Genomic DNA, 23,398 nt, shown 5'->3' with positions numbered 1-23,398 from the left:
AATTGTTTATTACATTTAATAATATAAATAATTTTATTAAAATAAATGATGCAACGCAAATTAATTTAACTGCCGTAGATGTTGAAGAGTTAACTTGAAGGGGTAGGGAAGCTGTTTACTATTGCTTAGAAGAAATATCAGAATAGGTTTTTATAAGGGAAAAGCTTCATTTCGTTTATATCAAAATTTTTGGGGGAAAGAGATAAATGGTAGAAAGAATGAATAGATAAACAAATTCTCAAAAATCATTATTACGTAGGGGGAAATCTATGGATAAGATAATAACGTTAATTTAAAAATTTCTTTTTTTATTTTTAACGTATTATTCTCGGAATAACATAATTCCTCCAAATAAAAGGGGAAATCAAATGTGAAATCATCGATAGATAGTATTCAAAAAAGTAAAAAATTAAAAAATCAAGAAAAGGGAGAGAGAGCAACATGGAAATCAATGTCTATGTTTCTAGTTCCCTTGCTTTTAAGTAACATATTACAATCAGTTGGACAATTATTTGGTATGGTGGTAGTTGGACGATGGCTTGGTGTGAATGAATTAGCTGCCATTTCAGCATTTTTTCCATTATTCTTTTTACTTGTTTCGTTTGTAATTGGGATTGGATCGGGTAGTTCGATTTTAATTGGTCAGGCATTTGGAGCCCGTAATGAAGATCGTTTAAAAGCCATTGTTGGTACGACGTTAACATTTACCTTTATAATAGGCGTTATTTTGGCAATAGCGGGAAATGTATTTGCTCTGAACATTATGCGTTTTATGGGTACGCCAGAGAATATAATTGATATGAGTGTGCATTATGCGCGTATTTTATTTATTTCTATGCCAGTTTTATTTCTATATTTCTCCTATACAACGTTTATACGAGGTACAGGAGATTCTAAGACACCGTTTTATTTCTTAATTGTTAGTACAGTCTTAAATATAATTCTATTACCTATTCTAATTTTTGGTTGGCTAGGAATACCCAAACTTGGTGTGTACGGAGCTGCCTATGCTTCTGTTATCTCGACCGTTGTAACATTTATTGTTATGCTTATGTATTTGAAGAAGAAGAATCATCCACTGCAATTAGATGAGACTGTACGGAAATATCTTCGTATGGATTGGGATTTATTAAAACTATTATTACGCCTTGGAATTCCAGCGAGTATTAATATGATTCTCGTTTCGTTATCTGAGATTGCGGTAATCGCATTTGTGAATCGTTTCGGTTCTGATGCGACTGCTGCATATGGGGTTGTAAACCAGGTTGCAAGTTATGTTCAGATGCCTGCGGTTAGTCTTGGAATTACGGTATCTATTTTTGCTGCGCAATCTATTGGTGGGAAACAATTTAACCGATTAGAGGAAGTTATTCGTGCTGGAATTATTATGAATTATATAATTGGTGGTATATTAATTGCTTTTATTTACTTGTTTTCAAGAGAAATCTTATCATTATTCTTAACGAACACGAATACAGTTGAAATTGCGCATAGTTTGGTGATGATTACACTTTGGAGTTACTTAATTTTCGGTCATGCTCAAATTATTGGTGCGACAATGCGAGCAAGTGGAACTGTATTATGGCCCACTATTATCGGTGTCGTATCAATATGGCTTGTAGAAGTCCCTGTTGCTTATTATCTTTCTTATCATACAAATCTTGGTATAAAAGGAATATGGATTGGATATCCAGCAGCATTTATTGCAAGTTTACTTTTGCAATATGGATATTATAAACTTTCATGGAAGAAGAAACGAATTTCAAGACTTGTTAGTTAGAATGGAAGGTGAAAAATGATATTCTCTTATAAGTTGTCAGTTTTAGGAGTATGACTATAACATCATCAAACGAATAAAACCGAGTTACCCTCAAACGGGAGTATGTTGGTTGTAATTGTAAATTCAATTTCATCCTTTCATAGTTATCTTTAGAAGTTCAACTCAATTTTTCATGTTGGGGAAGAATATATTTCTTGAATTAATAGGAATAGGACAGATTATATTTCGATTTGAGATTACGGACAATAAGGAGTTAAAAAAGTCAAAACAGCTACATGCTATGTAGCTGTTTTGGCTTACATAAATTTAATTAGTAACCAGAGTCTTCTGAAGTAAGGTTATCTATCATTTTATAATCGTATTTTTGTAATGGTTTCTCAGCAGGCCCTTCAAGTACTTCTCCTGTATATGAGAATCGCGAACCATGGCACGGACAATCCCAAGAACGTTCTCCATTGTTCCATTCAACTTCACATCCAATATGGGTACAAGTTGTATCTACAATATGAAGCTTACCTTCTGCATCTTTATAAGCTCCTTTTCTATGTCCATCAATATCAACGACAGCCCCTTCATCGTTAGATAAATCACGAATACATTTTTGTGGAATCTCTAACTTTCCTTTAATTAAGTGACCAACAACATTGGCATTTTCGACTAAGAAGTTCTTTAAACTTGGATTCATATGGAAACGGGAGGGAGTATATAATTCCCGAAATTTGTTCTTTTCTTTTAATATGATATCTCGGAATAAAAGAGCAGCTGCAGTTCCATTAGTCATACCCCATTTTCTGTATCCAGTGGCAATTAATATGTTTTTTTGATCAGATGTGATTTCACCGATATAAGGAATTTTGTCTAGTGTAATTAAATCTTGTGCTGACCAACGATATGGGATATTTTCAAGGCCGAAAACTTGTTGTCCGAATATTTCTAGTGCTTCATAATGTTTTAATGTTTCGCCGCCTTGTCCCGTTTTATGACTTTCTCCAGAGATAAGAATGAATTCTTCTCCATTAATTGTTGTGGAACGGAGAGAACGTGTCGGTTCATCTACACTAATATACATACCACCTGGATAATTTGTTCTTGTCTTAGCAGCAATTATATAAGATCGGTCTGCATGCATTCTTGTAGAGTAAAGTCCTGCACCTTCATAAAAAGGGAAATGGGAACAAGAGAGAATATACTTCCCTGTAATTTGAGCTCCTCCACGGGTAAGAACCACAGGTTGCTCGCCTGTTTTTATATTTACTGCTGTGGTATTTTCAAAGATGTATCCACCTTTTTCTGTAATTATATTTGAAAGATGGGCTAAATATTTAAGTGGATGGAATTGTGCCTGATTTCTCATAACAAGTGCATTATGTATTTTTAAATCAATAGGAAGTTTGTTTACAAGCTCGCCTTCAATATGAAGCTCTTTATAAGCTTCTGCTTCTTTTTCTAACTTATATGCATATTCTTCTGTTGTGGCATACAGATAAGCATCTTGTTGAGTGAAATCGCAATCGATTTGATGTTTATTAATTGTAGTTTGAATGAATTTTAAAGCATCGATGTTTGCTTCGTAATACAATCTTGCGGTAGTTCTTCCGGTATATTTGATAAGCTCTTCATAAATCATATCATGTTGAGCAGTAATTTTAGCTGTCGTATGTCCAGTCGTTCCATTTAATAATTTGTCTGCCTCTATAACAGCGACTTTTAGACCTTCATTTACTAAAAGATAGGCAGAAGTAATGCCAGTAATTCCTCCTCCTACAATAATAACATCGACCTGCATGTCATTTTCTAAGGAAGGGTATTTTGGTAAATCGATACTGCTCGTCCAATAAGATTCGACATTATGGGGTAATATTCCATCGTAATTATTGTTATTTGTCAATATAAATCCTCCATCCAATGGTTTATAGATCTATTATTTCCATTTATTAGAGAGGTAAACTTTGAGTTTAGAAAACAGCAAATTGTGGTTGGATGGCATGTTCAATTTAGATGTAATTTTGTGTGAATAAAAGTAATTTGTCTATAGCAAATATCTTTAATTAATTATCATGTTCAGAAGGATAAAAAGTAGAAGATCTACATGGTGAAACAAGATAATTCTTGTGTTTGCTTTATAACTCGGAGGGTATTTCTTCTCTATTCTAGACATTGTGTTGCCCTTAAATAAAGTTTAATCCAATTCATACTACATAATCTTGATAAACAATCATAGAAAAGAGTGTGTTTTGAAAAAGGTAAATCAAAACACGCTCTTAATACTTTCAGTTGTTTTATTCTTTTATAAAAAAGTTTGATCATTTCCTATCTGCATGACTACACTATTAGATTCTTTTCTTTAATAAGTTTAAAAGTTAATGTGGAGAATTCAAATGCTCATAAAGAATACTTAGCTAACTGTTCACCCCAAGATGATAATTCAGTTTCAATAAATCCTACTTTTTTATATAAAAATTTAGCTGTAAAGTTTTCAGGAGCATATCCAATCATTATTATAGAAATGTTTGCGTTATTATTTCTTCTTATCTCATCAATAACTAGATGTATAGCTTGCTTACCTATACCTTTCCCTTGAAATTTTTTATCAATCATAAGTCTATAAATCCAATAATTATTATCATCAGAATCTATCCCAAACATAGTAAATCCTATCATTGTTTCATCAAGATAAATACCTTTTGCATAGAAATCATCTAGAAATTGAACTTCTGCGATAGAATAAAGGTTGGATGCAATCAATGTTTGTTGTTCTTTTTTAACAGATAATCTAATTGCTTCTTCCCAATTATTTTTGTCAATTGGCTTTAAATAAATTTTTTTCAATCTGATACTCTCCTTCTAATATTAAAGGGGAACCACGTAGTTTATGGGCTATTGGAACGTTATCCCCTTATTTTTTCGCCCAATCAAATAGAAATAATTTCTCATCGACAACGCCTCCTTAAAGGTATAGTTAAAAACACTATACTCAATATAATTATATTCTTTCCTCTATATTTTTTTGAAGACCTTATTATCCATATCCAATTTCACTGTTAACTTAGTAACGGTTATTCCATTAAATGGCTCTTTAACGGAATAGTTTATTGTCATTTAACGGTTCCTTAATTGCTCTTTCACTATCAGAAGATGTTTTTTTCATTATAAATATGCCCTTTATATCATCAAAAAGGGGAGATAAGGTACAATCATAATTCTAAATAACTGTTAATATAGCGATATTTGATACATTTTGACACATTTAAAATGATTAAGGTTTCTTCAAAAAAGTGCTCTTTTTAACTTTTAAACCTTATCTCAAGCTTAAAATTGTTTTGGATTATGAAAAATGTATCTTTAATAGCAACATGTTTTTATATTAGTTAATTGCGTTTGATATACTGCTTTGGCTCAGTGCAACGGATAATGGATTCAATTAAAGGGTATTATCAAAAAGAATACTATAAAACAAAACAATTTCAGAAATAGATAAGGGGTGAACAAGTGGTGAAAAACATGATAAATGAGGATAACTTTGGTTTACAAAGGCAACCTTCTCAAAAAACGGTTGGTCAATATTTATTCGATTGTTTAAAATTGGAGGGTATTACCGAGATTTTTGGTATTGCAGGGGACTATAATTTTACACTTCTTGATACTTTAGAGTGTTATAAAGGTATCCGCTTTATAGAAGGGCGGAACGAACTAAACGCGGGCTATTCTGCAGATGGCTATGCAAGAATTAAAGGGATGTCCGCACTTATTACAACTTTTGGAGTTGGAGAACTCAGCGCTTGTAATGCTATAGCTGGGGCTAATAGTGAGCATGTACCAATCATTCATATAGTGGGTGCGCCTCCCGAAAATGATCAAAAAGAGCATAAGCTGATGCATCACACTTTAATGGATGGGAATTTTGATGTTTTTCGCAACATGTATGAGCAAATTACTGCATACAGCGCGGTGCTTACGCCTGAAAACGCTAAAATTGAAATTCCAGCCGCAATTCAAATTGCTAAAGAAAAGAAAAAGCCTGTATATCTTGTTGTGGCCGATGATTTAGTGACCAAGCCGATTAAAAATCGTGTAGAGCTAACACAAGAGCGCCCAACATCTAATTTGAAAACCCTTCATGCTGCGGTCAATCATGTCCATAAGCTACTAGATCGTGCACATCGACCAGTTATACTGGTGGATGTAAAAACCATGCGTTTCGGTCTTCAAGCGGCTGTTCAACAACTGGCAGACACCATGAATGTTCCTGTTGCAACGATGATGTACGGAAAGGGAGGATTCGACGAAAACCATCCAAATTATGTGGGAATGTACTTGGGATCTTTTGGAGATTCTGAAGTTCAAAGTAAGGTAGAAAATGCAGATTGTATCATCGCAATTGGTATGGTATTAGCGGATACTAATACTGCAAGTTTTACTGCAAAACTAAACCAGCTGATAACCGTCAATATTCAACCGGATATGGTTAAAATTGCTGAGGCAGAGTATCTGAATGTTTTTGCAACTGACATGTTACTCGCACTACAGAATGTGGGTTATAAGGGACAAGGTTTGGTAGAAAAAATGTCATTCCCTTACGACCAATTAAATACTAACACCGATGCCCCTCTAATAGCAGCGAACTATTATCCACGTTTTCAGCAGATGCTGAAAGAGGAAGACATTGTAGTTGTCGAGACCGGTACATTCTATTACGGAATGGCAGAGGTGAGACTACCGAGCGATATAGTATATATTGGGCAAGGTGGTTGGCAGTCCATCGGTTACGCAACCCCCTCGGCGTTCGGTGCTATTATGGCTGTGCCTGAACGCCGAGTGTTTCTGTTTACAGGGGATGGAGCCTTACAACTGACAGCTCAAGAAATCAGCACCATGCTTTATTATGGATGCAAGCCTATAATTTTTGTCTTAAACAATGATGGTTATACGATTGAAAAATATTTGAATGTAAAAACAAAAAATCAAAAGTACAACAAAATTCCTCAATGGTCTTATACTAAGCTAGCGGAAGTTTTTGGAGGCGATGCGCTTACAGCTACAGTCCGTACCTATGGAGAGCTTGATCAGGCAATAAAACAAGCTGAAATAGAAAGTGCTGAAAAACTTTGTATTATTGAAATGATTGTAAAAGATCCAATGGATGCATCTAGATATATGAAAAAGATGCGCAATTATATGGAAAAGCAGGAAATGCAGCGTACTCAGCCAATAGTCTTGAATAGACCGGGAAGATAAGTCTAATTTTTGGATAGGAATTATGCAGTAGATAACTCGTTTCCTCACGAATATACAATTCTATTTTTGGGATTTGTTTTTCATTTTGTTTGTTCGGAAAAAGACTGGATGCGTATGGACTATATTTACATTCTGTGTAGCTATTTCTCGTATCTGAGTAGGAGTTCATTATCCTTTCGATGGCGTAACAGGAGTTCTAATAGGGATTTTTTCAGCACTATTTTCGTATTGGGTAACATCCAAAATTACACTTATTAAACAATTGTTTAATCTGTACGGAAAAATAGAGCAGAATGTAATATCCTCTAAAAACAAATGGAAAAACTTTTGATTATGCAACACAATAAAAAAGATTACATATACTAATGAATATTCTGTTTCAATATCGTCTATATTAAAGAGCGCTTTTAAAAGCGCTCTTTAATTCTTAAATAAGAATTTTGTTTAATTTTATTAGTTGACCAAGAAATATAGACAAATTTATCAGGAGTGTTAGTGTAAATGTACTTGAAGAGATGATGTTCTAAAAGATGTTAACAATAATTGGGATTTTTTAGTGGTGATTTATTTATTGATTCTGTTTATATAAAAATTACATAACAGTAGCTGAAATAAAGCCATTAAATAAGACTAAAGGATTAAGGATTGGATTAAGTATGGCTGGAATCCATATAAAGGTTTATGGCCAACCATGAATAAATAGTTGGCCATAATAATCTTAAAGATCCATATCTTTTAATCCAGGACTATGCTCATTTGGCATTTCAGGAAGTTCTGGTACAGGAAAACCTTTTGGCGGGTCAGTTACTGCTAATGTTCCTTTGTTTCTACTTGGTGATTCACCTTGGAATATTTCTCCCATTCTTGTTGGATCTAAACTAAAATTAAATTGTGCGTTATGAAATCCCATGTCTACATACTTTCTGCACTCTGGGTATTTATTAATATCATAGTTCGGCACAGGGAAGAGTTTCCCCCATTCAACACCCAATGTCTCTAAAGCTTTTGCGAAAGCATTTTGATGTGCATTATCACGTACAATTAAAAATGCAAGTGTTTCTCTAAAAGTTTGATTGGAACTCATTTCATAAATTCTAGTTTTTTGAAGTACACCTGTAGATTCAAGTACTACGTTATCTAATAAATCGCTAATTAAATTCCCATGACTATATACCCAAGATCCATTCCATGGGTTGCCAGCTGCATCAACAGGTAATGAACTTTGTGCCCCTACAATAAAGTGATGAGGATTTGCATGTTTAACCGCTTCGTCAAGTGGTGCTGTGTCAATACCGGCATTTCCAGGCGTAGGTTCACCAGATCCAGTTAATAGTTGATTAATTGTATGTTGTACAAGTTCTACATGGCTTATTTCCTCTAAAAAAACACCTCGAAGTAAATCACGATATTGCTTCTCTTTACCTCTAAAATTTGAGCTTTGGAAAAAGTATTGCATCATTGTACGCATTTCACCGTAATGCCCACCTAATATTTCTTGTAAAACTTTTGCAGCAGCTGGATCTGGTTTGTCCGGCTTGATAATATTAATCAGTTCTTCTTTATAATAAAACATGAAGTACACCTCTTTTAAGTTAGTTAACATTGTTATCGTGTCCGCTATTTGGTTACTTAATACTTTAATTCATGTTTTTACCAATTGATTATTACCTCAAAATACAAAGTTTTTGAAAATAACTATTTTCGATGTGAGATGAAAATGGGGGAGATACTTAGTGTTTTAATAAAAAAGATAAGATTACGAAATGTAATCTTATCTTTTCATTAAGAATAATGAATTATATTGTCAAGGCTTTAAAATGACTTTTATACAGTCATCTTCACGATTATTGAAAATTTGATAACCGTAGCTCGCTTCTTCAAGGGGGATTTTGTGTGTAATAATCTCTTTTGGATCGAATTCTTTGTTTGTTATTTTCTTAAATAATTCCGGCATAAAATGGATGACAGGTGCTTGTCCCATTTTTAGATTAATATTTCTAACCCAAAATGCCCCGAGTGGAAAGGCATTATAATTACCGCCATAAACACCAGTCATTTGAACTGTTCCATATTTTCTTACAGCTTTCGTAGCGATTTGAATAGGACCGAGGGTACCACCTTGTAATTTTAATTTTTGTTCCAGAAATTCTAGGGGAGATTTTTTCCCATCCATGCCTACACAATCAATAACTACATCCGCACCGCCATGCGTAATTTCCTTTAAATGTTCTCCCATATCAGGAAATTTTGTAAACTCAAATACCTCAACATTGTTAATCTTTTTTGCATAATGTATTCGATAATCTAAGTAATCCACTGCAATTACACGTTTAGCACCTTGCATCCAAGCGAATTTTTGTGTCATTAATCCAACAGGGCCACAACCAAGTACGATAACAGTATCGCCTCGCTTAACACCTGCATTTTTTACACTCCAATAGGCTGTTGGCAAAACATCAGATAAAAAGAGTAGGGATTCATCTTCCAGTTCGCATGATTCTGGTATAACAAATGGAGTGAAATTTCCAAAAGGAACTTTTAAATATTCAGCTTGTCCACCTGGATGGTTACCAAATTTCTCTGTGTAACCAAAGTATCCACCAGAATCAAAATGAGGATTCGAGTTATCACATTGGCTTTCCATTTCATGTTGGCAATAAAAACAATGTCCACATGCAACATTAAAAGGGACAACAACACGATCGCCTTTCTTTACTTTAGTAACATCTGGACCAACTTCTTCAACAATTCCCATTGGTTCATGACCAATAATGTACCCTGGAGGTAAAGGCATGTTGCCTTGATATAAATGTAAATCAGAACCGCAAATAGCGGTTGAAGTAATTTTTACAATAATATCATCTTTTTTCTCTAACTTTGCATCATCCACTTGTTTAACTTGTACTTTGTTTGGTCCTTGATAGGTTACAGCTTTCATCTCATATCTCCTTAGGAATCATTTTTCATAATTTATATGTATCCTCTTGGCAACACAGAAATCTTTAGTAAAGAGGAATCTATACATAGTGTTGTTATGACAGTATGTTATAGTAACTCTTCTTTCTTATGTCTTCTGCCCTATTTTAAGAAGAAACTCAATATTTATTCATGATCTAATTCCCATAAAAAGGATAATTATTATTTCATAACTTGAAGCATATTAAAAACATCGGAGGTGAAATAATATGGCAAACAATAATAGTGGAAGTCGTAATGAATTGTTAGTTCGAGGTGCTGAACAAGCTCTTGATCAAATGAAATATGAAATTGCACAAGAGTTTGGTGTACAACTTGGTGCGGATACAACAGCTCGTTCAAACGGATCTGTTGGTGGTGAAATTACAAAACGTTTAGTAGCAATGGCTGAACAACAACTTGGTGGTAGAGCGAACCGTTAAGTGAATTGACATAAAATATAGTAGATATGTAAATCAATTTCTTTTGTGTATGTATAAAAACAAAACCTTATAGTAAATGAATTCTCACTCAAAGATTATTGATAATCTTCTTTCATAATCTTTGGGTATTTAATTTGTAAACGACTTTCCTAAACAATAAACACAAGGTGTTGGAAAGGTGTTTTCCATGCATAGTAGAAAATCTTTTGCAGGAAAAAGCATACTTAAAAATTTGATTTTAATATTAAAATCAATATTTATTATGATATTTTCGAAAGGAAGGAATTTGAAAATGGGTATATTAAGTGGAAATCCTCAAAATGAACCATTACACTACGGAGAGGTATTTGATATTTGGAGTTATCTTCTTGCTGCGCAGGGTGCGATTGCAAGCCACCAAGTATTTATGAATCACACAGGTGATGAAGATTTGAAGAAGTTTTTAGAAGGCTTAATTGAAAATGATATGAACTCGGAAATAGAAGAATTAAAAGCACTTTTAAAAGTTAATGGGGTTGCTTTACCGCCTGCTCCTCCAGAACGACCAGTAGCATCTATTGAAGACATTCCTCCGGGAGCGCGTATTAATGATGTTGAAATTGCAGCAGCTGTTTCTACAGGATTAGCAGCTGGACTTGTCACATGTAGTCAAGTAATGGGAAAATGCCTTCGAGAAGATGTAGGCATGTTATTTGGACAATTTCATATGAAAAAAGCGCAGGCAGGTGTAACTTTGCTACGTTTAAGTAAGAAAAAAGGATGGGTGGTTCCACCTCCATTACATGTGAGAAACTCTGATCAAGCTTAATAAACAAAAATAAAAAAGTGGCGTTGGCCACTTTTTTATTTTTTAGATGTATCCTTAAGCTTGGATTTATTTATTGTGGAAGAATCCATATATTCATCTGACATTTCCATAGCGTATTTATCATGGTGAATATGATTGTGATTTCTTAATTCATCGTTGTTACGCAGTACTAACCTCTTCATATAAATGTGGAAGAAAATCTCTATTCCGCCAATAATTAATGTGGCTATAAATGAAGAAAATCCAATATTACGAGTAGCATCTAAATTAGTAAATAAAGATGTTAAAAGCCAAATTCCGAAGAAGGTTAAGCCAAAATCTGCCATTGTAGCAATCATATTTCCGTATTTAGGTAAAATGAAAAGATCGCCAATTAAATAGGCAACTCCTGTTAGGAAGAGAGAAATAAGCAATACTCTAGGAATGGAAATACCTTGAAAGATACCAAGTACGATAAGTAATACTGCAGTTATCGCTGTGTATTTAATTAATAAAGCAACAATATGTTTCATTATTTTCCTCCATTGTCTAAACGTATATGGAATAAAATATTTCATTAAAAACGGGTTATGCTGTTAAATAGCTTAACCCGTTTTATGTTGTAATGGAGGTCTATTTATGATATCCCATGGCACGTAAGATGTATTTCGTTCTCCTATACATGATTATTTTTAGTTTAAAGAAGATCAACTATACCTTTGAATTCACGGTCGTAATTACCAATTAATTAGCTATATATTTTAGCATGTAATTTAACATATTAAAGAAAGAAGGAGGTGAATGAACATGTCAAACAATAACAGTGGAAGCAGTAATCAATTATTAGTACGTGGCGCTGAACAAGCTCTTGATCAAATGAAATATGAAATTGCTCAAGAATTTGGCGTACAACTTGGTGCAGATGCAACAGCTCGTGCAAACGGATCTGTTGGTGGTGAAATTACGAAACGTCTTGTATCATTAGCTGAGCAACAACTTGGCGGTGGCGTTACTCGTTAATTTTATATATGAAATGGATATAGAGGAGAGGCATGCCGTCTCTCCTTTCTCATACATTTTTTTAATAAATAAGCTTAGTAGCGTTACAATCGTTTCGACTTTATTTGTTTAACTTTTAGACTCTCGAGGTTTTACATACATAATGAATTTTTGTGAAATAAAGGATAAAAGATAAGAGATTATATTTGATGCGAAAGGGGCAGAGAAAATGAAATATGAAGCGTTATTTACAGTTGAGATTTCTGTAGGAAGTGAACTAGTAGCAAACCATAAAATAAAGGCTCATAATGTCACTGATGTTGTTGAAAAACTTGCTGAGAAGTACTTAAGTGATCATGAGGGGCATTCTCAAAATGAATAAAGGAGAATCGTGATATGACCTGTCATGATGCTAAGAACGAAACGAAAGAAAAAAAAGATTTAAAATGGTGGCAACTCTCACTTGTTGGGATTGGTTGTACAATAGGGACCGGTTTCTTTTTAGGATCCAGTATAGGAATTAAAATAGGTGGTTCGTCAATTATTCTTATTCTTATATTAACTGGATTTACTACTTATATTGTATTTGAAGCATTGGCAAAAATGGCTGTAGAAGATCCGCAAAAAGGATCTTTTCGTATATACTCAAAAAAAGCTTTTGGAAATTGGGCGGGTTTTAGTCATGGATGGACATATTGGTGTTCTGAACTGCTTATTATGGGCAGCCAGTTAAGTGCGTTAGGAATCTTTTCACGTTACTGGTTTCCTAAGATACCACTATGGATATTTGCTACTATATATGGAGTAGCGGCTATATTAATTATTTTTATAGGGGTAAAGATATTCGAGCGTTTAGAGAAATGGATGGCTATTATAAAAATCGCTGCTATTATAGGGTTTATTGTAATTGCCATTTTAATTATTTTAGGATTTATAAAGGGTGGTTTATATAAAGCACAAATTCCTCGGAATTTTAAAGACTGGTTCCCAAATGGATTAAAAGGCACTTGGTCCTCTCTAATTTATGCATTTTATGCATTTGGAGGAATCGAAATTATGGGGTTAATGACAATAAGACTGAAAGACCCTAAAGATGCACAAAAATCAGGAAGAGTAATGTTAATGATTTTAACGATTATTTACGTAGTCTCTTTAGGGTTGGCAATTATGATGGTACCATTAAACCAGTTTAATACGAAAGAAAGTCCTTTTGTAATAGCGTTACAAGACTATAATTTACCGTATGTGCCATTTATTTTAAATGTAGTATTAATTTTAGCGGGCTTTTCAACGTTAGTTGGTTCATTATTTGCGGTGACAAGTGTATTAATGAACTTAGCTGAAGAGGGTGATGCACCTGCGATGTTTGCGAAAAAAAACAAGAAGAATATCTCTTTTCCAGCTTTAATTCTTATCATAATGGGGCTTGGTGCTTCTATCCTTAGCGCTTTATTACTACCAAAAAATATATATGAATATGTAACAACTGCAGCTGGATTAATGTTGTTGTATACATGGAGTTTAATTCTTCTTTCCTTTTGGAGATTAATGAATCCAAAAGGTTGGATGCAGATAAAAAGTATTATTGGTCTTATTATGATTGCACTAGCTGTTAGTGGAACACTATTGCAAAAAACAACGCGTTTTGGTTTCCTTGTGAGCTTGTTGTTTTTAGGAATAGTTATTATCGTTACTATAATTGTTCATTTTGTCTCAAGAAAAAGGAATACAGCTATATGAAGTATCTTTCTTTTACTCCATGAATAGTATGTCAGAACAAAATAATAGAAGTTATTGAAAAATGATTTGGTAAGTTTGAAAACCAAAATATAATCCATAAATAATAAGTGATATTCCAGATATTACTGTTATAAGAGATAATATACGCGTATTTAAAATTTTACGAAATATACTAGAAGTACTTGCCATCGTAATATCCCAAATAAAAATACCTAAAATAGTACCAAAGCTATATAACAAAAGCTGCTCTTTATTATAGGAAGAAGCGGCTTTTGCTAATATAGAGCCGAAAATTCCAAGCCAAAATAGAATTGTTAATGGATTCGATAAAGACATAAAAAAACCAGAAAAAAAGCTTTTAATAATTGAATCATCATTTCTAGTATTACTAATGCTAATTTGATTCGCATTTTTTACACTTTCAATGCCTGTATAGATTAAAACAAAAGCGCCGAAAGACCATAAGAAAAGTTTGATAATATCTTTTTCGAGGAAATGAATGACACCTAAATAAATAAGTGCCATGTAGATAACATCTGCAAGTAAGGCTCCTATACCAAGGATCCAAGCATGAAAAAAACCACTCCTAATACCTTTTTCTAGCTGCGCAGCATTTATAGGTCCCATTGGAGCAGATAATGATAAACCTAAAAAAACATAGCTTAAAAATATGCCCACGTATGATATGCTCCTCCCACTAAATTTAATCTATATTAAATCTATTCAGTGGTTAAAGTTTGTACAACTAAATAATAAAAAGTAGAGTGGATTACTTATTTTTATGCAAGTATTTTATGATTCGAGAAAACGGACACTTGGATGGAATTGTTTCATCATCACGTAAAAAATATTGTTGCCATTCATAATTATCTTTTTCACCATAATCTTTAAGAGAAGGGTGAATAGGGGCTTTGTCATAAGCGGCTAGACGTTGACGTATTAAGTTTTTTAGTTTTCTACTGCGTTTCTCAGAATTCATAATTCCCTGTAAAACCCACCTAGGAGTTAAAGCAAGCATCATACATGAAAAATGTCTACTTTGTCTATTGACATGGGCAGGTGTAGCACAGTAGACGAAATATGATTCATTATGAAAGCAAAATTCCCAAGTATTTTCCATAGGGTCATTGGGGATATGCGTAGGCCATTCCATCTCGTCCAAACAACTAGTTGTATTAAGTAGAGACCAATACATATGTTCAAAATCTTTAACTGTAGTTTCTCTCATTAAATCTATTGGTGTATGAATAAAAACAATAAGTGAGGCATATTGACCTGTATCTCTAGAACATTCAGTATATTCTTTAAGTAATGTAGCAAAGTCCTCGCTAGTATTCGTATCTCTAGGATCACCAATGAATCCGTAACGGAGGTGATTCGCTGTAAAGCCGTGTTGAGCCGGGATACAAGGAAAAGGTTTATTTTTATCTGTCATTTTTAATTTAAAAGAACAGAAAGCTTCTTGTTGCCAATGTGGAAGGTTAATAATATGTTTTTGTAAAGAGTCTTTATCATAAAGTATAGTCATCTTTTTATCCCTCCTAGGTCATAATATATAACCTATTAATTATTTAAGAATAGGTGACTAACACGGATAGAATAATTATTTTTTAATCTATAAAAATAAAATGATTTAATAAAGAATCCCCTTCAATGTAGTTACTTTAATAGTTGATCTTTAATAACGTATAAATTTTAAGTAGCTATAAAATTTGAAAAATATATAAGGAATATGTAGGTACAATGTTCACATTTATATTTTCTAACTAATATGGTTTATAACGAAACAAGAAGGGATGTATTATGATGGAGATTTTTAAGGAAGAAAAAATTAAATTTATAGATTGTAAAGGCGAGGAAGTCATTTTGAAAATCAAAATTAAGGATATAAAAAATTAGGGAAGAGGAATTAAGGATACTTTATTGTGATTAACATAGAAGGATGCAAAGTAATCATGAATTAGATTGAAATGAATTCATGTAGTATAGGCCCTTTTTGAATTTTTTTGCATAATGTAGCATGAGTGAATATTAAGGGGGAACATACATGTCTTATCCTAATCAGTTAGCTTGGCATGAAACATTGGATTTACATGAATTAGTAGCATTCCAAGCGAACGGCTTAATCAAATTAAAAAAGTCAGTTAGAAATGTACCTGATCAAGCACTTCAATCGTTATATATTAAAGCTATAAATGTCATCCAAAACAATCTGCAAGAGTTAGTACAGTTTTATCCGTATGCTCCTGGATTTCAATCGCAGCAGCATCGTGATGACACTGGATTTTACGCTGGAGATTTACTTGGATTAGCAAAGACATCTGTTCGAAATTATGCAATCGCGATTACCGAAACTGCAACACCCCGACTGAGAGAAGTTTTAACTCGTCAAATAAATGGTGCTATACAATTACATGCGCAGGTTTTTAACTTTATGTACGAACGTGGTTACTATCCAGCTTACGATTTAAAACAACTATTAAAAAATGATATTCAAAATGTGCAAAAGGCAATACAAATGCAATATTAAAATGAAGATATGGAAATTATCTTTAGAGGAAAACTATAGTTTATTTATAGAAAATCAAATAGTTAAGACTAAATGGTAATTTCCATTGTTAATAAATTGATTAAAAGCTAAAAATATAGATTGATTCGAAAATATTAAAGAAATTATACTAACGCTACTTTAGAATCTGTGAACCCCTTAAAGTTATTTTAGTGAGTTGTCATCAAATATTAAATATGCTTAGAGAATAAGTATCTATATAATATTTCTAACTGAACATTAGTTTCCTTTGGCGCTAAGTATGTTTAGCACTTTTTTCTTTTGGGGAAAATAATAATATACATTAGTGGAAAGGATGGGGTTTAATGGTAAACAAAACTGAAAATACAAGCTATTTAACCTCTTCTGTTTATTTGACCCGTAATCTATGGTCAGGTATCTTGTTTGGACTAGGATTAGTAGCTTTTATAGATGAAACTATTTTTCATCAACTGCTGCATTGGCACCATTTCTATGATAAATCTACAACAGATATTGGACTCATTTCAGATGGTCTTTTTCATGCTTTTAGTTGGTTTGCAACGATTGGTTCCTTGTTCATAGTTGCTGATCTTCGTCGTAGAGATGCATTTTGGTTGAAAAGGTGGTGGAGCGGATTAATGCTTGGTAGTGGTGGGTTTCAATTATATGACGGTATAATTCAACATAAACTAATGAAAATACACCAGATTCGATATGTAGAGAATGTTCTTATCTACGATGTAATATGGAATATAATTGCGACTGTAATGCTCTTATTTGGCATTCTGCTAGTTTTTCAGACAAGAACTGATGAAAGATTATTGAGAGGTAAAAGCTTAAATGAACAATAACCATCTTCATCATGAAATATGGAATGCACTGGATATTTTACTATTCGTATTCATTTTAATTATGTTAATCATTTATATAGTAGCCACGATTTTATCAAATCGCCATTACAAACGATGGCCGTTATATCGAAGTGTCTTCTGGGTTTTAGGACTTATTTGTGCGGCAATAGCAGTTGTTGGGCCATTAGCTTATCGTGCTCATAATGACTTCACAGTGCATATGCTTGTGCATTTACTCCTTGGGATGCTTGCTCCAATTTTTATAGCATTAGCAGCTCCGATGACTCTTTTTTTACGAACGCTCAATGTGAAAGCAGCGCGACGTCTTTCAAGTGTATTAAAGAGTAAGCCGCTACAAATCCTTACTCATCCCATTATCGCAACCTTGCTTAATCTAGGAGGGCTATGGATTCTCTATACTACTAATTTATACTCGATGATGCACAAAAGTATACTTCTTCATTTGTTCATACATTTCCACGTTTTTATTGCAGGATATCTGTTTACCACATCAATAATTTATATTGATCCAATATCCCATAGATATAGTTATATGTACCGGTCAATAATTTTAATAGCTGCATCAGCTGGTCATGGGATATTATCAAAATACATATATGCTCATCCGCCTGCTGGTGTAGTTACTGAACAAGCTGAAATCGGGGGCGTGCTGATGTATTATGGTGGGGATTTCATTGATATTGTTCTAATTTTTATACTTTGTTTGCAATGGTCTAGGGGCAGCAGATCGAGAACAAAAGGTAATAATGTATTAAGTGCATGGTAATTATTAGATTTTTTGAAATTAAAAACTTTGAAATGCAATTTGGTCATACTGTACTTAAAAGAAACTTTGATAAAAATCAGTATTTTATTTTCATTTTTAAAATTTATAAATAAAAAGCAGCTAGCAAAAGCTAACTGCAGCGAGAAAATTACATCCATGAATTTAAGGAGTATAACTATATCATGGTTAAATATAGTATGAACAAAAAATGTAAGCTTATACTATGAAATTAAAAAGAGCAGTTATTTATTATAACTGCTCTTTAATGGTAAGAAATAAAGCCTGGGTAAGAAGCAGACTTTATTATAAATAGTGTGTGTAAAAGATCGATTTTTATTCCAAAAGGGTAGTTCTATTCTTAGGATAGAGATGTTAATTAAGTACAGTGTATTTTCATATTAAACTTAATATTTTTTGACGTGTTAATTTTGTATCATATGTTAATTCTTTAATATAAAAACCAAAGTTTTTGTGCTTAATGTGCCTTTTTATCTACATATTTTCCGTAATCAGGTACAGCAATTTTATCAAATTCCTTAACGAGTGTGTTGAGGCTTGTTGATAGCAATTCACCTGACATAGGTATCCCATGTCCAGTAACAGTGACTAGAGGCTTTAATTTTTCTAATTTAATAACGGATTCTTTAGCAGCGTTCCAGTCTGTTGTTAAATAACGAGGCGGACCGCTTATTTCCTGTTCCTGAGTAATTACCTTATATAGATATTCTTGCTTCACTGTAATAAAAGCGTCCCCAGCAATTAAAGTTCGGTCTTTTTCTCGGAATAATGAAATATGACCTGGAGTGTGTCCTGGTGTATGCACCCATCTAAACTCTGGCATATGAGGAACAGTTCCATCTGCAGGTAGTACTTTTACGCTATTTCCTAAATCAATCGGTTCATTAGGGAACAGAGGCGACATTTTCGCTACCATACCACCTTCAACTGTTGGATCTGGTTCAGGATAGCCTTGTAGTCCAGTCAGGAACGGTATCTCCATTTGATGGGCATAGACTGGAATATCCCAATACTTAATGAGTTCAATTATTCCACCAACATGATCAAAATGCCCGTGAGTTAAAATAATTGCTTTTGGGCGACTATTTGTACCAAATCGCGTCTCAGTGACAGAGATAATTTCATTTGCACATTTAGGCATTCCAGCATCAACTAAAACAAAATCATTGCTCTTGGGATGTCCAACAAAACAGATGTTGACGATTTGAATCGTGTAACAAAATAAATCAGGCAATACTTCAATGCCATGACCACTTTCAATTGAAGTTGCCGGAATAAACTTGTAATCACTTCCATAATTCATTTCATTGTCCAATTTTTCTCCCCCTTAACTTATTCCAATATGACATTATAGTTCCCTAATTTTGAAAATCCATTTTGGAGCATTTGAGAAAAGAATGAGTGGGGGATTACAAAAAACAATAACTTAGTCTTAGAATTAAGGGAGAGATATGTCAATTTATATAAAATGTAAACAAAGAATATTGATTTTAAAGTCGTAGTTTATATTATTTTTTTGAGTTTAAGTGTATATCTTTTAAGAGGACATACCAAGTTCTTTTATTTTGATAATTACTTGAAACTTGAACGGGAAAAACATGATCAAGCGCCCATTCTAATTTGTTTATTTCATTTTCAAGTCCTGTTGGATAGAGTAAAAGGATCTTAAAATTATTTTTAACAATATTTGATAAAACGGTTTGTAATTCAAGCGCTTCAGTCAAGCTTCCGCCCCATCTAACAAATAAAATGGATTGTGAATTATGCATTCTTGCGTAAAGGTTATCAATTCTTTGATCTAATTTTTGTTTGAAATCATGGTATGTGATGAACCAATCTTCATTCGGAATAACAGGGAAATCATGATAAGATGTTACGTTATATTTTGTATCTTTTATAATATGAGAAAAAACAGGTTGTATCACGCCATCATTAAACACAATATTTTGCTCCGGCATTGATTGCATGTTTTTTAAATCCATAAAGTCTACGAAATTATTTTTCAATAATGTGTTGATAGAAGAAAGATTCGGTGATACAAACCAATCTAGAGGACCTGAATATTTCCGCAGCTTATATTTTTTTAGATGAATAGCAGTATAACAATTTTCCCCTAAACTAATAACATCATCATACATTCCTTGAAGCTTTTTCATTTCCAATACAATCATCCTTTTTTAGAAAAATTAGAAGGTATATATAAATTCTAAAAAGCGTTATTATGACACAAAATATGCTTTTGAAAAATAGGAGAACGAGTTAATTATAAATAATATATGTATGTATAAAACCTCCTGTGAAAAGGCTCACAGGAGGTTAAACTAAGGCGTATTTCGAGTTATGTACCATTTGTTGAGGTAAGAATTGTGAGTGATAATTCATGGCGTTCCTATAATAAAGGGGGAAAACAGAAATACATTGAAGTTAGTTGTGAACAAATTGTCATTTAAAATTGAGAGGAAATAAGAAGCCCTAGTTGCTTCATTATGCAACTAGGGCATTATTTAATCTCTTCCTAACTTAATTATATCATGTAAATCAAATTCGAAATAGACTGTTTCTTCTCATTTACTTCTGCTACAATCAAGAACACATGCATAGTAAGGAGAGATGTTATATGAGTTCTTTCGTTCTCGATTTTCAGGAAATAGAAAAGGGGCAGCTTTCACTCGTCGGCGGAAAAGGGTTGAATTTAGGGGAGTTATCTAACATTCAAGGTATACAGGTGCCAGAAGGATTTTGTGTGACAACGGTAGGATATGAAAAAGCTATCGAGCAAAATGAAGAGCTTCCAACTTTGTTGCAGCAGCTGACCAAGTTGGAACTTGAAGACCGAGCTCAAATTGGTGAAATGAGTAAGGAAATTAGAGAAGTCATTATGGCAGTACAAATCCCTACTGATGTAGTGGAAGCAGTAACTCAGTATCTCTCACGTTTTGGAAATGAACACGCGTATGCCGTGCGTTCTAGTGCTACGGCTGAAGATTTACCGTATGCCTCGTTTGCAGGTCAACAAGATACGTATTTAAATATTATCGGAAAAGAAGCGATTTTACAGCATGTAAGAAAGTGCTGGGCTTCTTTATTTACAGAGCGAGCAGTCATGTACCGTATGCAAAATGGTTTTGAACATAATCAAGTTTCTATATGTGTTGTCGTTCAAAAAATGGTTTTCCCGCAGGCTTCGGGCATTCTATTTACGGCTGATCCGGTTACTTCTAACCGAAAGGTGCTATCAATTGATGCCAGTTTTGGACTTGGTGAGGCGTTAGTATCAGGACTGGTCTCTGCCGATAATTATAAAGTAAAAGAAGGTAAAATTACTGAAACGATGATAGCGACTAAAAAATTAGCTATTTATGCTGTAAAAGAGGGCGGAACAGAGACGAAACAAATTGATTCAGCTCAGCAAAAGATTCAAACATTGTCTGAACGACAAATATTACAACTAGAACAGATCGGAAGACAGATAGAAGCTTATTTTGGCTGTCCGCAAGATATTGAATGGTGTTTAGCCCGTAATACATTTTATATTGTTCAAAGCAGGCCGATAACGACTTTATATCCAATTCCGGAAGAAAATGATGGGGGAAATCATGTATATATATCAGTTGGTCACCAACAAATGATGACCGATGCGATGAAACCATTAGGGTTATCTTTTTTCCTGTTAACGACAAGTGCCCCAATGCGCAAAGCGGGAGGACGGCTGTTTGTTGATGCTACGCAACAATTAGCTTCACCTGCTAGCAGAGATTACTTAATAAATACGTTAGGAAAATCAGATCCGCTCATAAGAGATGCATTAACGACTGTAGTCGAGCGAGATAATTTTATTACATTGTTACCGGATGAAGAAACGGAAAAGAGTGCTAGTAAAAGTAAGCCACCAGTAAGTTCGCGACCAGAAATCGAAAATGATCCAGCAATCGTTACGGAATTAATAAAGAATAGTGAAGCATCACTTGAAGAGTTAAAAGAAACTATGCAACTGAAATCAGGAGTGGACGTACTTGATTTTATTTTGGAAGATATTCAGCAATTAAAGAAAGTATTGTTTAATCCGCAAAGTATAGCAGTTATTATGGCAGGTATGAATGCTTCAACATGGATCAATGAAAAAATGGAGCAATGGCTGGGCGAAAAGAATGCAGCGGACACCCTTTCTCAATCGGTGCAAAATAATATTACGTCGGAAATGGGTTTAGCATTAATGGAAGTTGCTGATGTGATTCGGCCGTACGAAGAAGTTATTGCGTATTTACAACATGTAGAAAATGATAGCTTTTTAGATGAACTCGTTCAGTTTAAAGGCGGAGAAAAAGCTCGAGAGGCAATAGATGCTTTTCTAAATAAATACGGAATGAGATGTAGCGGAGAAATCGACATTACGAAAACGCGCTGGAGTGAGAAGCCAACAACCATTATCCCGATGATTTTAAATAATATAAGAGATTTTGAATATGGTGCAAGTAAACGGAAATTTGAAGAAGGACTGCAAGAAGCTTTGAAAAAAGAAGAAGAGTTAGTAGATCGATTGCAGCAATTGCCGGATGGAAAACAAAAAGTAGAAGAAACGAAGCGAATGATTCGCAATATCCGTAATTTTATCGGCTATCGTGAATATCCGAAATACGGTATGATTAATCGTTATTTCATATATAAGCAGGCGTTACTAAAAGAAGCTGAGCAACTTGTGCAGAGCGGTGTCATTCATGAAGTTGATGATATATACTATTTAACTTTTGAAGAGCTTCACGAAGTTGTTCGCACGAAGAAACTAAATTATGAGCTTATTCATAAACAAAAAAATGATTATAAATTATATGAAAAACTAACGCCTCCTCGTATAATGACGTCTGATGGAGAAATCATTACAGGTAAATATAAACGAGAAAACCTCCCAGCTGACGCGATTGCAGGTCTGCCTGTTTCTTCTGGATTAGTTGAGGGGAGAGCTCGCGTTATTTTAAACATGGAAGATGCGAATTTAGAAGAGGGAGATATATTAGTTACGGCGTTTACTGACCCTGGCTGGACACCATTATTTGTATCTATAAAAGGACTAGTCACTGAAGTCGGCGGACTTATGACTCACGGGGCGGTTATTGCACGGGAATATGGATTACCGGCAGTCGTTGGAGTAGAGAACGCTACGAAATTAATAAAAGATGGGCAACGAATACGAGTACATGGAACAGAAGGGTATATTGAAGTGTTGTAATGAAGTAAAAGATCATCCGCTATAAATAGTGGATGATCTTTTTATTTTG

General features: G+C 33.8%; 20 protein-coding genes. 11 read left to right on the top strand and 9 right to left on the bottom strand.

Going from position 1 to position 23,398, the window contains the following annotated elements:
• The first annotated feature begins 451 nt into the window (after positions 1 to 451).
• Entirely contained in the window at positions 452 to 1,780 is a 1,329-nt protein-coding gene (locus PSR14_RS15885) for an MATE family efflux transporter (protein ID WP_218952603.1), read from the top strand.
• A 310-nt stretch (positions 1,781 to 2,090) separates the two neighbouring features.
• Here PSR14_RS15885 and PSR14_RS15880 read toward each other — a convergent pair whose 3' ends face one another.
• Positions 2,091 to 3,668, bottom strand: a complete 1,578-nt coding sequence (locus PSR14_RS15880) for an FAD-dependent oxidoreductase (RefSeq protein WP_076868694.1) — start codon at positions 3,666 to 3,668, stop codon at positions 2,091 to 2,093.
• 494 nt (positions 3,669 to 4,162) lie between these two features.
• Positions 4,163 to 4,609, bottom strand: a complete 447-nt coding sequence (locus tag PSR14_RS15875) for an N-acetyltransferase (RefSeq protein ID WP_000725628.1) — start codon at positions 4,607 to 4,609, stop codon at positions 4,163 to 4,165.
• Between the two features lie 663 nt (positions 4,610 to 5,272).
• Here PSR14_RS15875 and PSR14_RS15870 point away from each other — a divergent pair.
• Positions 5,273 to 7,015: an alpha-keto acid decarboxylase family protein gene (locus PSR14_RS15870; protein ID WP_073541537.1), complete on the top strand. Its 1,743-nt coding sequence runs from the start codon at positions 5,273 to 5,275 to the stop codon at positions 7,013 to 7,015.
• Between the two features lie 718 nt (positions 7,016 to 7,733).
• Here PSR14_RS15870 and PSR14_RS15865 read toward each other — a convergent pair.
• Both PSR14_RS15865 and PSR14_RS15860 read right to left on the bottom strand, forming a co-directional pair.
• Entirely contained in the window at positions 7,734 to 8,588 is an 855-nt protein-coding gene (locus PSR14_RS15865; protein ID WP_071743138.1) for a manganese catalase family protein, read from the bottom strand.
• A gap of 231 nt (positions 8,589 to 8,819) precedes the next feature.
• Complete coding sequence (locus tag PSR14_RS15860; protein WP_071743135.1) at positions 8,820 to 9,953, bottom strand: zinc-dependent alcohol dehydrogenase; 1,134 nt, start codon at positions 9,951 to 9,953, stop codon at positions 8,820 to 8,822.
• Positions 9,954 to 10,200: 247 nt separating this feature from the next.
• Between PSR14_RS15860 and sasP the strand changes: the two genes are divergently transcribed.
• Positions 10,201 to 10,413: a small acid-soluble spore protein, SasP family gene (gene sasP, locus PSR14_RS15855; protein ID WP_000002841.1), complete on the top strand. Its 213-nt coding sequence runs from the start codon at positions 10,201 to 10,203 to the stop codon at positions 10,411 to 10,413.
• 292 nt (positions 10,414 to 10,705) lie between these two features.
• Positions 10,706 to 11,221, top strand: a complete 516-nt coding sequence (locus tag PSR14_RS15850) for a DUF3231 family protein (RefSeq protein ID WP_000512122.1) — start codon at positions 10,706 to 10,708, stop codon at positions 11,219 to 11,221.
• Between the two features lie 35 nt (positions 11,222 to 11,256).
• On the opposite strand, the gene PSR14_RS15845 is transcribed toward PSR14_RS15850, so the two are convergent.
• Positions 11,257 to 11,733 (bottom strand): YndM family protein, encoded by a 477-nt coding sequence (locus tag PSR14_RS15845; RefSeq protein ID WP_070806423.1) that lies wholly within the window; start codon positions 11,731 to 11,733, stop codon positions 11,257 to 11,259.
• A gap of 274 nt (positions 11,734 to 12,007) precedes the next feature.
• Here PSR14_RS15845 and PSR14_RS15840 point away from each other — a divergent pair, with 274 nt between their 5' ends.
• The 3 genes from PSR14_RS15840 to PSR14_RS15830 all read left to right on the top strand — a co-directional run bounded on the left by PSR14_RS15840 (position 12,008) and on the right by PSR14_RS15830 (position 13,939).
• The gene (locus PSR14_RS15840; protein WP_000069660.1) at positions 12,008 to 12,220 is read left to right on the top strand and encodes an alpha/beta-type small acid-soluble spore protein; all 213 of its coding nucleotides are present in this window, start codon (positions 12,008 to 12,010) and stop codon (positions 12,218 to 12,220) included.
• A 208-nt stretch (positions 12,221 to 12,428) separates the two neighbouring features.
• A complete protein-coding gene (locus PSR14_RS15835) occupies positions 12,429 to 12,581 on the top strand; it encodes a hypothetical protein (RefSeq protein ID WP_000872949.1) in 153 nt (50 codons plus the stop codon).
• A gap of 14 nt (positions 12,582 to 12,595) precedes the next feature.
• On the top strand, positions 12,596 to 13,939 hold the full coding sequence (locus tag PSR14_RS15830) for an amino acid permease (RefSeq protein ID WP_098487309.1): 1,344 nt from the start codon (positions 12,596 to 12,598) through the stop codon (positions 13,937 to 13,939).
• A gap of 51 nt (positions 13,940 to 13,990) precedes the next feature.
• Here PSR14_RS15830 and PSR14_RS15825 read toward each other — a convergent pair whose 3' ends face one another.
• Entirely contained in the window at positions 13,991 to 14,617 is a 627-nt protein-coding gene (locus PSR14_RS15825) for a LysE family transporter (RefSeq protein ID WP_000510853.1), read from the bottom strand.
• A gap of 91 nt (positions 14,618 to 14,708) precedes the next feature.
• Entirely contained in the window at positions 14,709 to 15,467 is a 759-nt protein-coding gene (locus PSR14_RS15820) for a YqcI/YcgG family protein (RefSeq protein ID WP_073541527.1), read from the bottom strand.
• A 519-nt stretch (positions 15,468 to 15,986) separates the two neighbouring features.
• Here PSR14_RS15820 and cotF point away from each other — a divergent pair.
• The 3 genes from cotF to PSR14_RS15805 all read left to right on the top strand — a co-directional run bounded on the left by cotF (position 15,987) and on the right by PSR14_RS15805 (position 18,107).
• Positions 15,987 to 16,469 carry a spore coat protein CotF gene (cotF, locus tag PSR14_RS15815; RefSeq protein WP_000121380.1) on the top strand — a complete coding sequence of 161 codons (483 nt, stop codon included), beginning with the start codon at positions 15,987 to 15,989 and terminating at the stop codon, positions 16,467 to 16,469.
• 344 nt (positions 16,470 to 16,813) lie between these two features.
• The gene (locus PSR14_RS15810; RefSeq protein ID WP_000247605.1) at positions 16,814 to 17,320 is read left to right on the top strand and encodes a DUF2243 domain-containing protein; all 507 of its coding nucleotides are present in this window, start codon (positions 16,814 to 16,816) and stop codon (positions 17,318 to 17,320) included.
• Complete coding sequence (locus PSR14_RS15805; RefSeq protein ID WP_073541528.1) at positions 17,310 to 18,107, top strand: cytochrome c oxidase assembly protein; 798 nt, start codon at positions 17,310 to 17,312, stop codon at positions 18,105 to 18,107. Before PSR14_RS15810 ends, PSR14_RS15805 begins: the two co-directional genes overlap by 11 nt.
• Before the next feature lie 475 nt (positions 18,108 to 18,582).
• Here PSR14_RS15805 and PSR14_RS15800 read toward each other — a convergent pair whose 3' ends face one another.
• Both PSR14_RS15800 and PSR14_RS15795 read right to left on the bottom strand, forming a co-directional pair.
• Positions 18,583 to 19,440: an MBL fold metallo-hydrolase gene (locus tag PSR14_RS15800; RefSeq protein ID WP_098487308.1), complete on the bottom strand. Its 858-nt coding sequence runs from the start codon at positions 19,438 to 19,440 to the stop codon at positions 18,583 to 18,585.
• A gap of 193 nt (positions 19,441 to 19,633) precedes the next feature.
• Complete coding sequence (locus PSR14_RS15795; protein ID WP_098487307.1) at positions 19,634 to 20,296, bottom strand: DUF1796 family putative cysteine peptidase; 663 nt, start codon at positions 20,294 to 20,296, stop codon at positions 19,634 to 19,636.
• Positions 20,297 to 20,742: 446 nt separating this feature from the next.
• Here PSR14_RS15795 and ppsA point away from each other — a divergent pair, with 446 nt between their 5' ends.
• On the top strand, positions 20,743 to 23,349 hold the full coding sequence (gene ppsA, locus PSR14_RS15790; protein ID WP_098487306.1) for a phosphoenolpyruvate synthase: 2,607 nt from the start codon (positions 20,743 to 20,745) through the stop codon (positions 23,347 to 23,349).
• Positions 23,350 to 23,398 lie beyond the last annotated feature (49 nt).

The sequence above is a fragment of the Bacillus sp. A01H genome (assembly GCF_045277205.1).
Lineage (GTDB): Bacteria > Bacillota > Bacilli > Bacillales > Bacillaceae_G > Bacillus_A > Bacillus_A paranthracis.
Note: the sequence above shows the minus strand (reverse complement) of the source record. Positions and strands in the feature narration are given on the sequence as shown.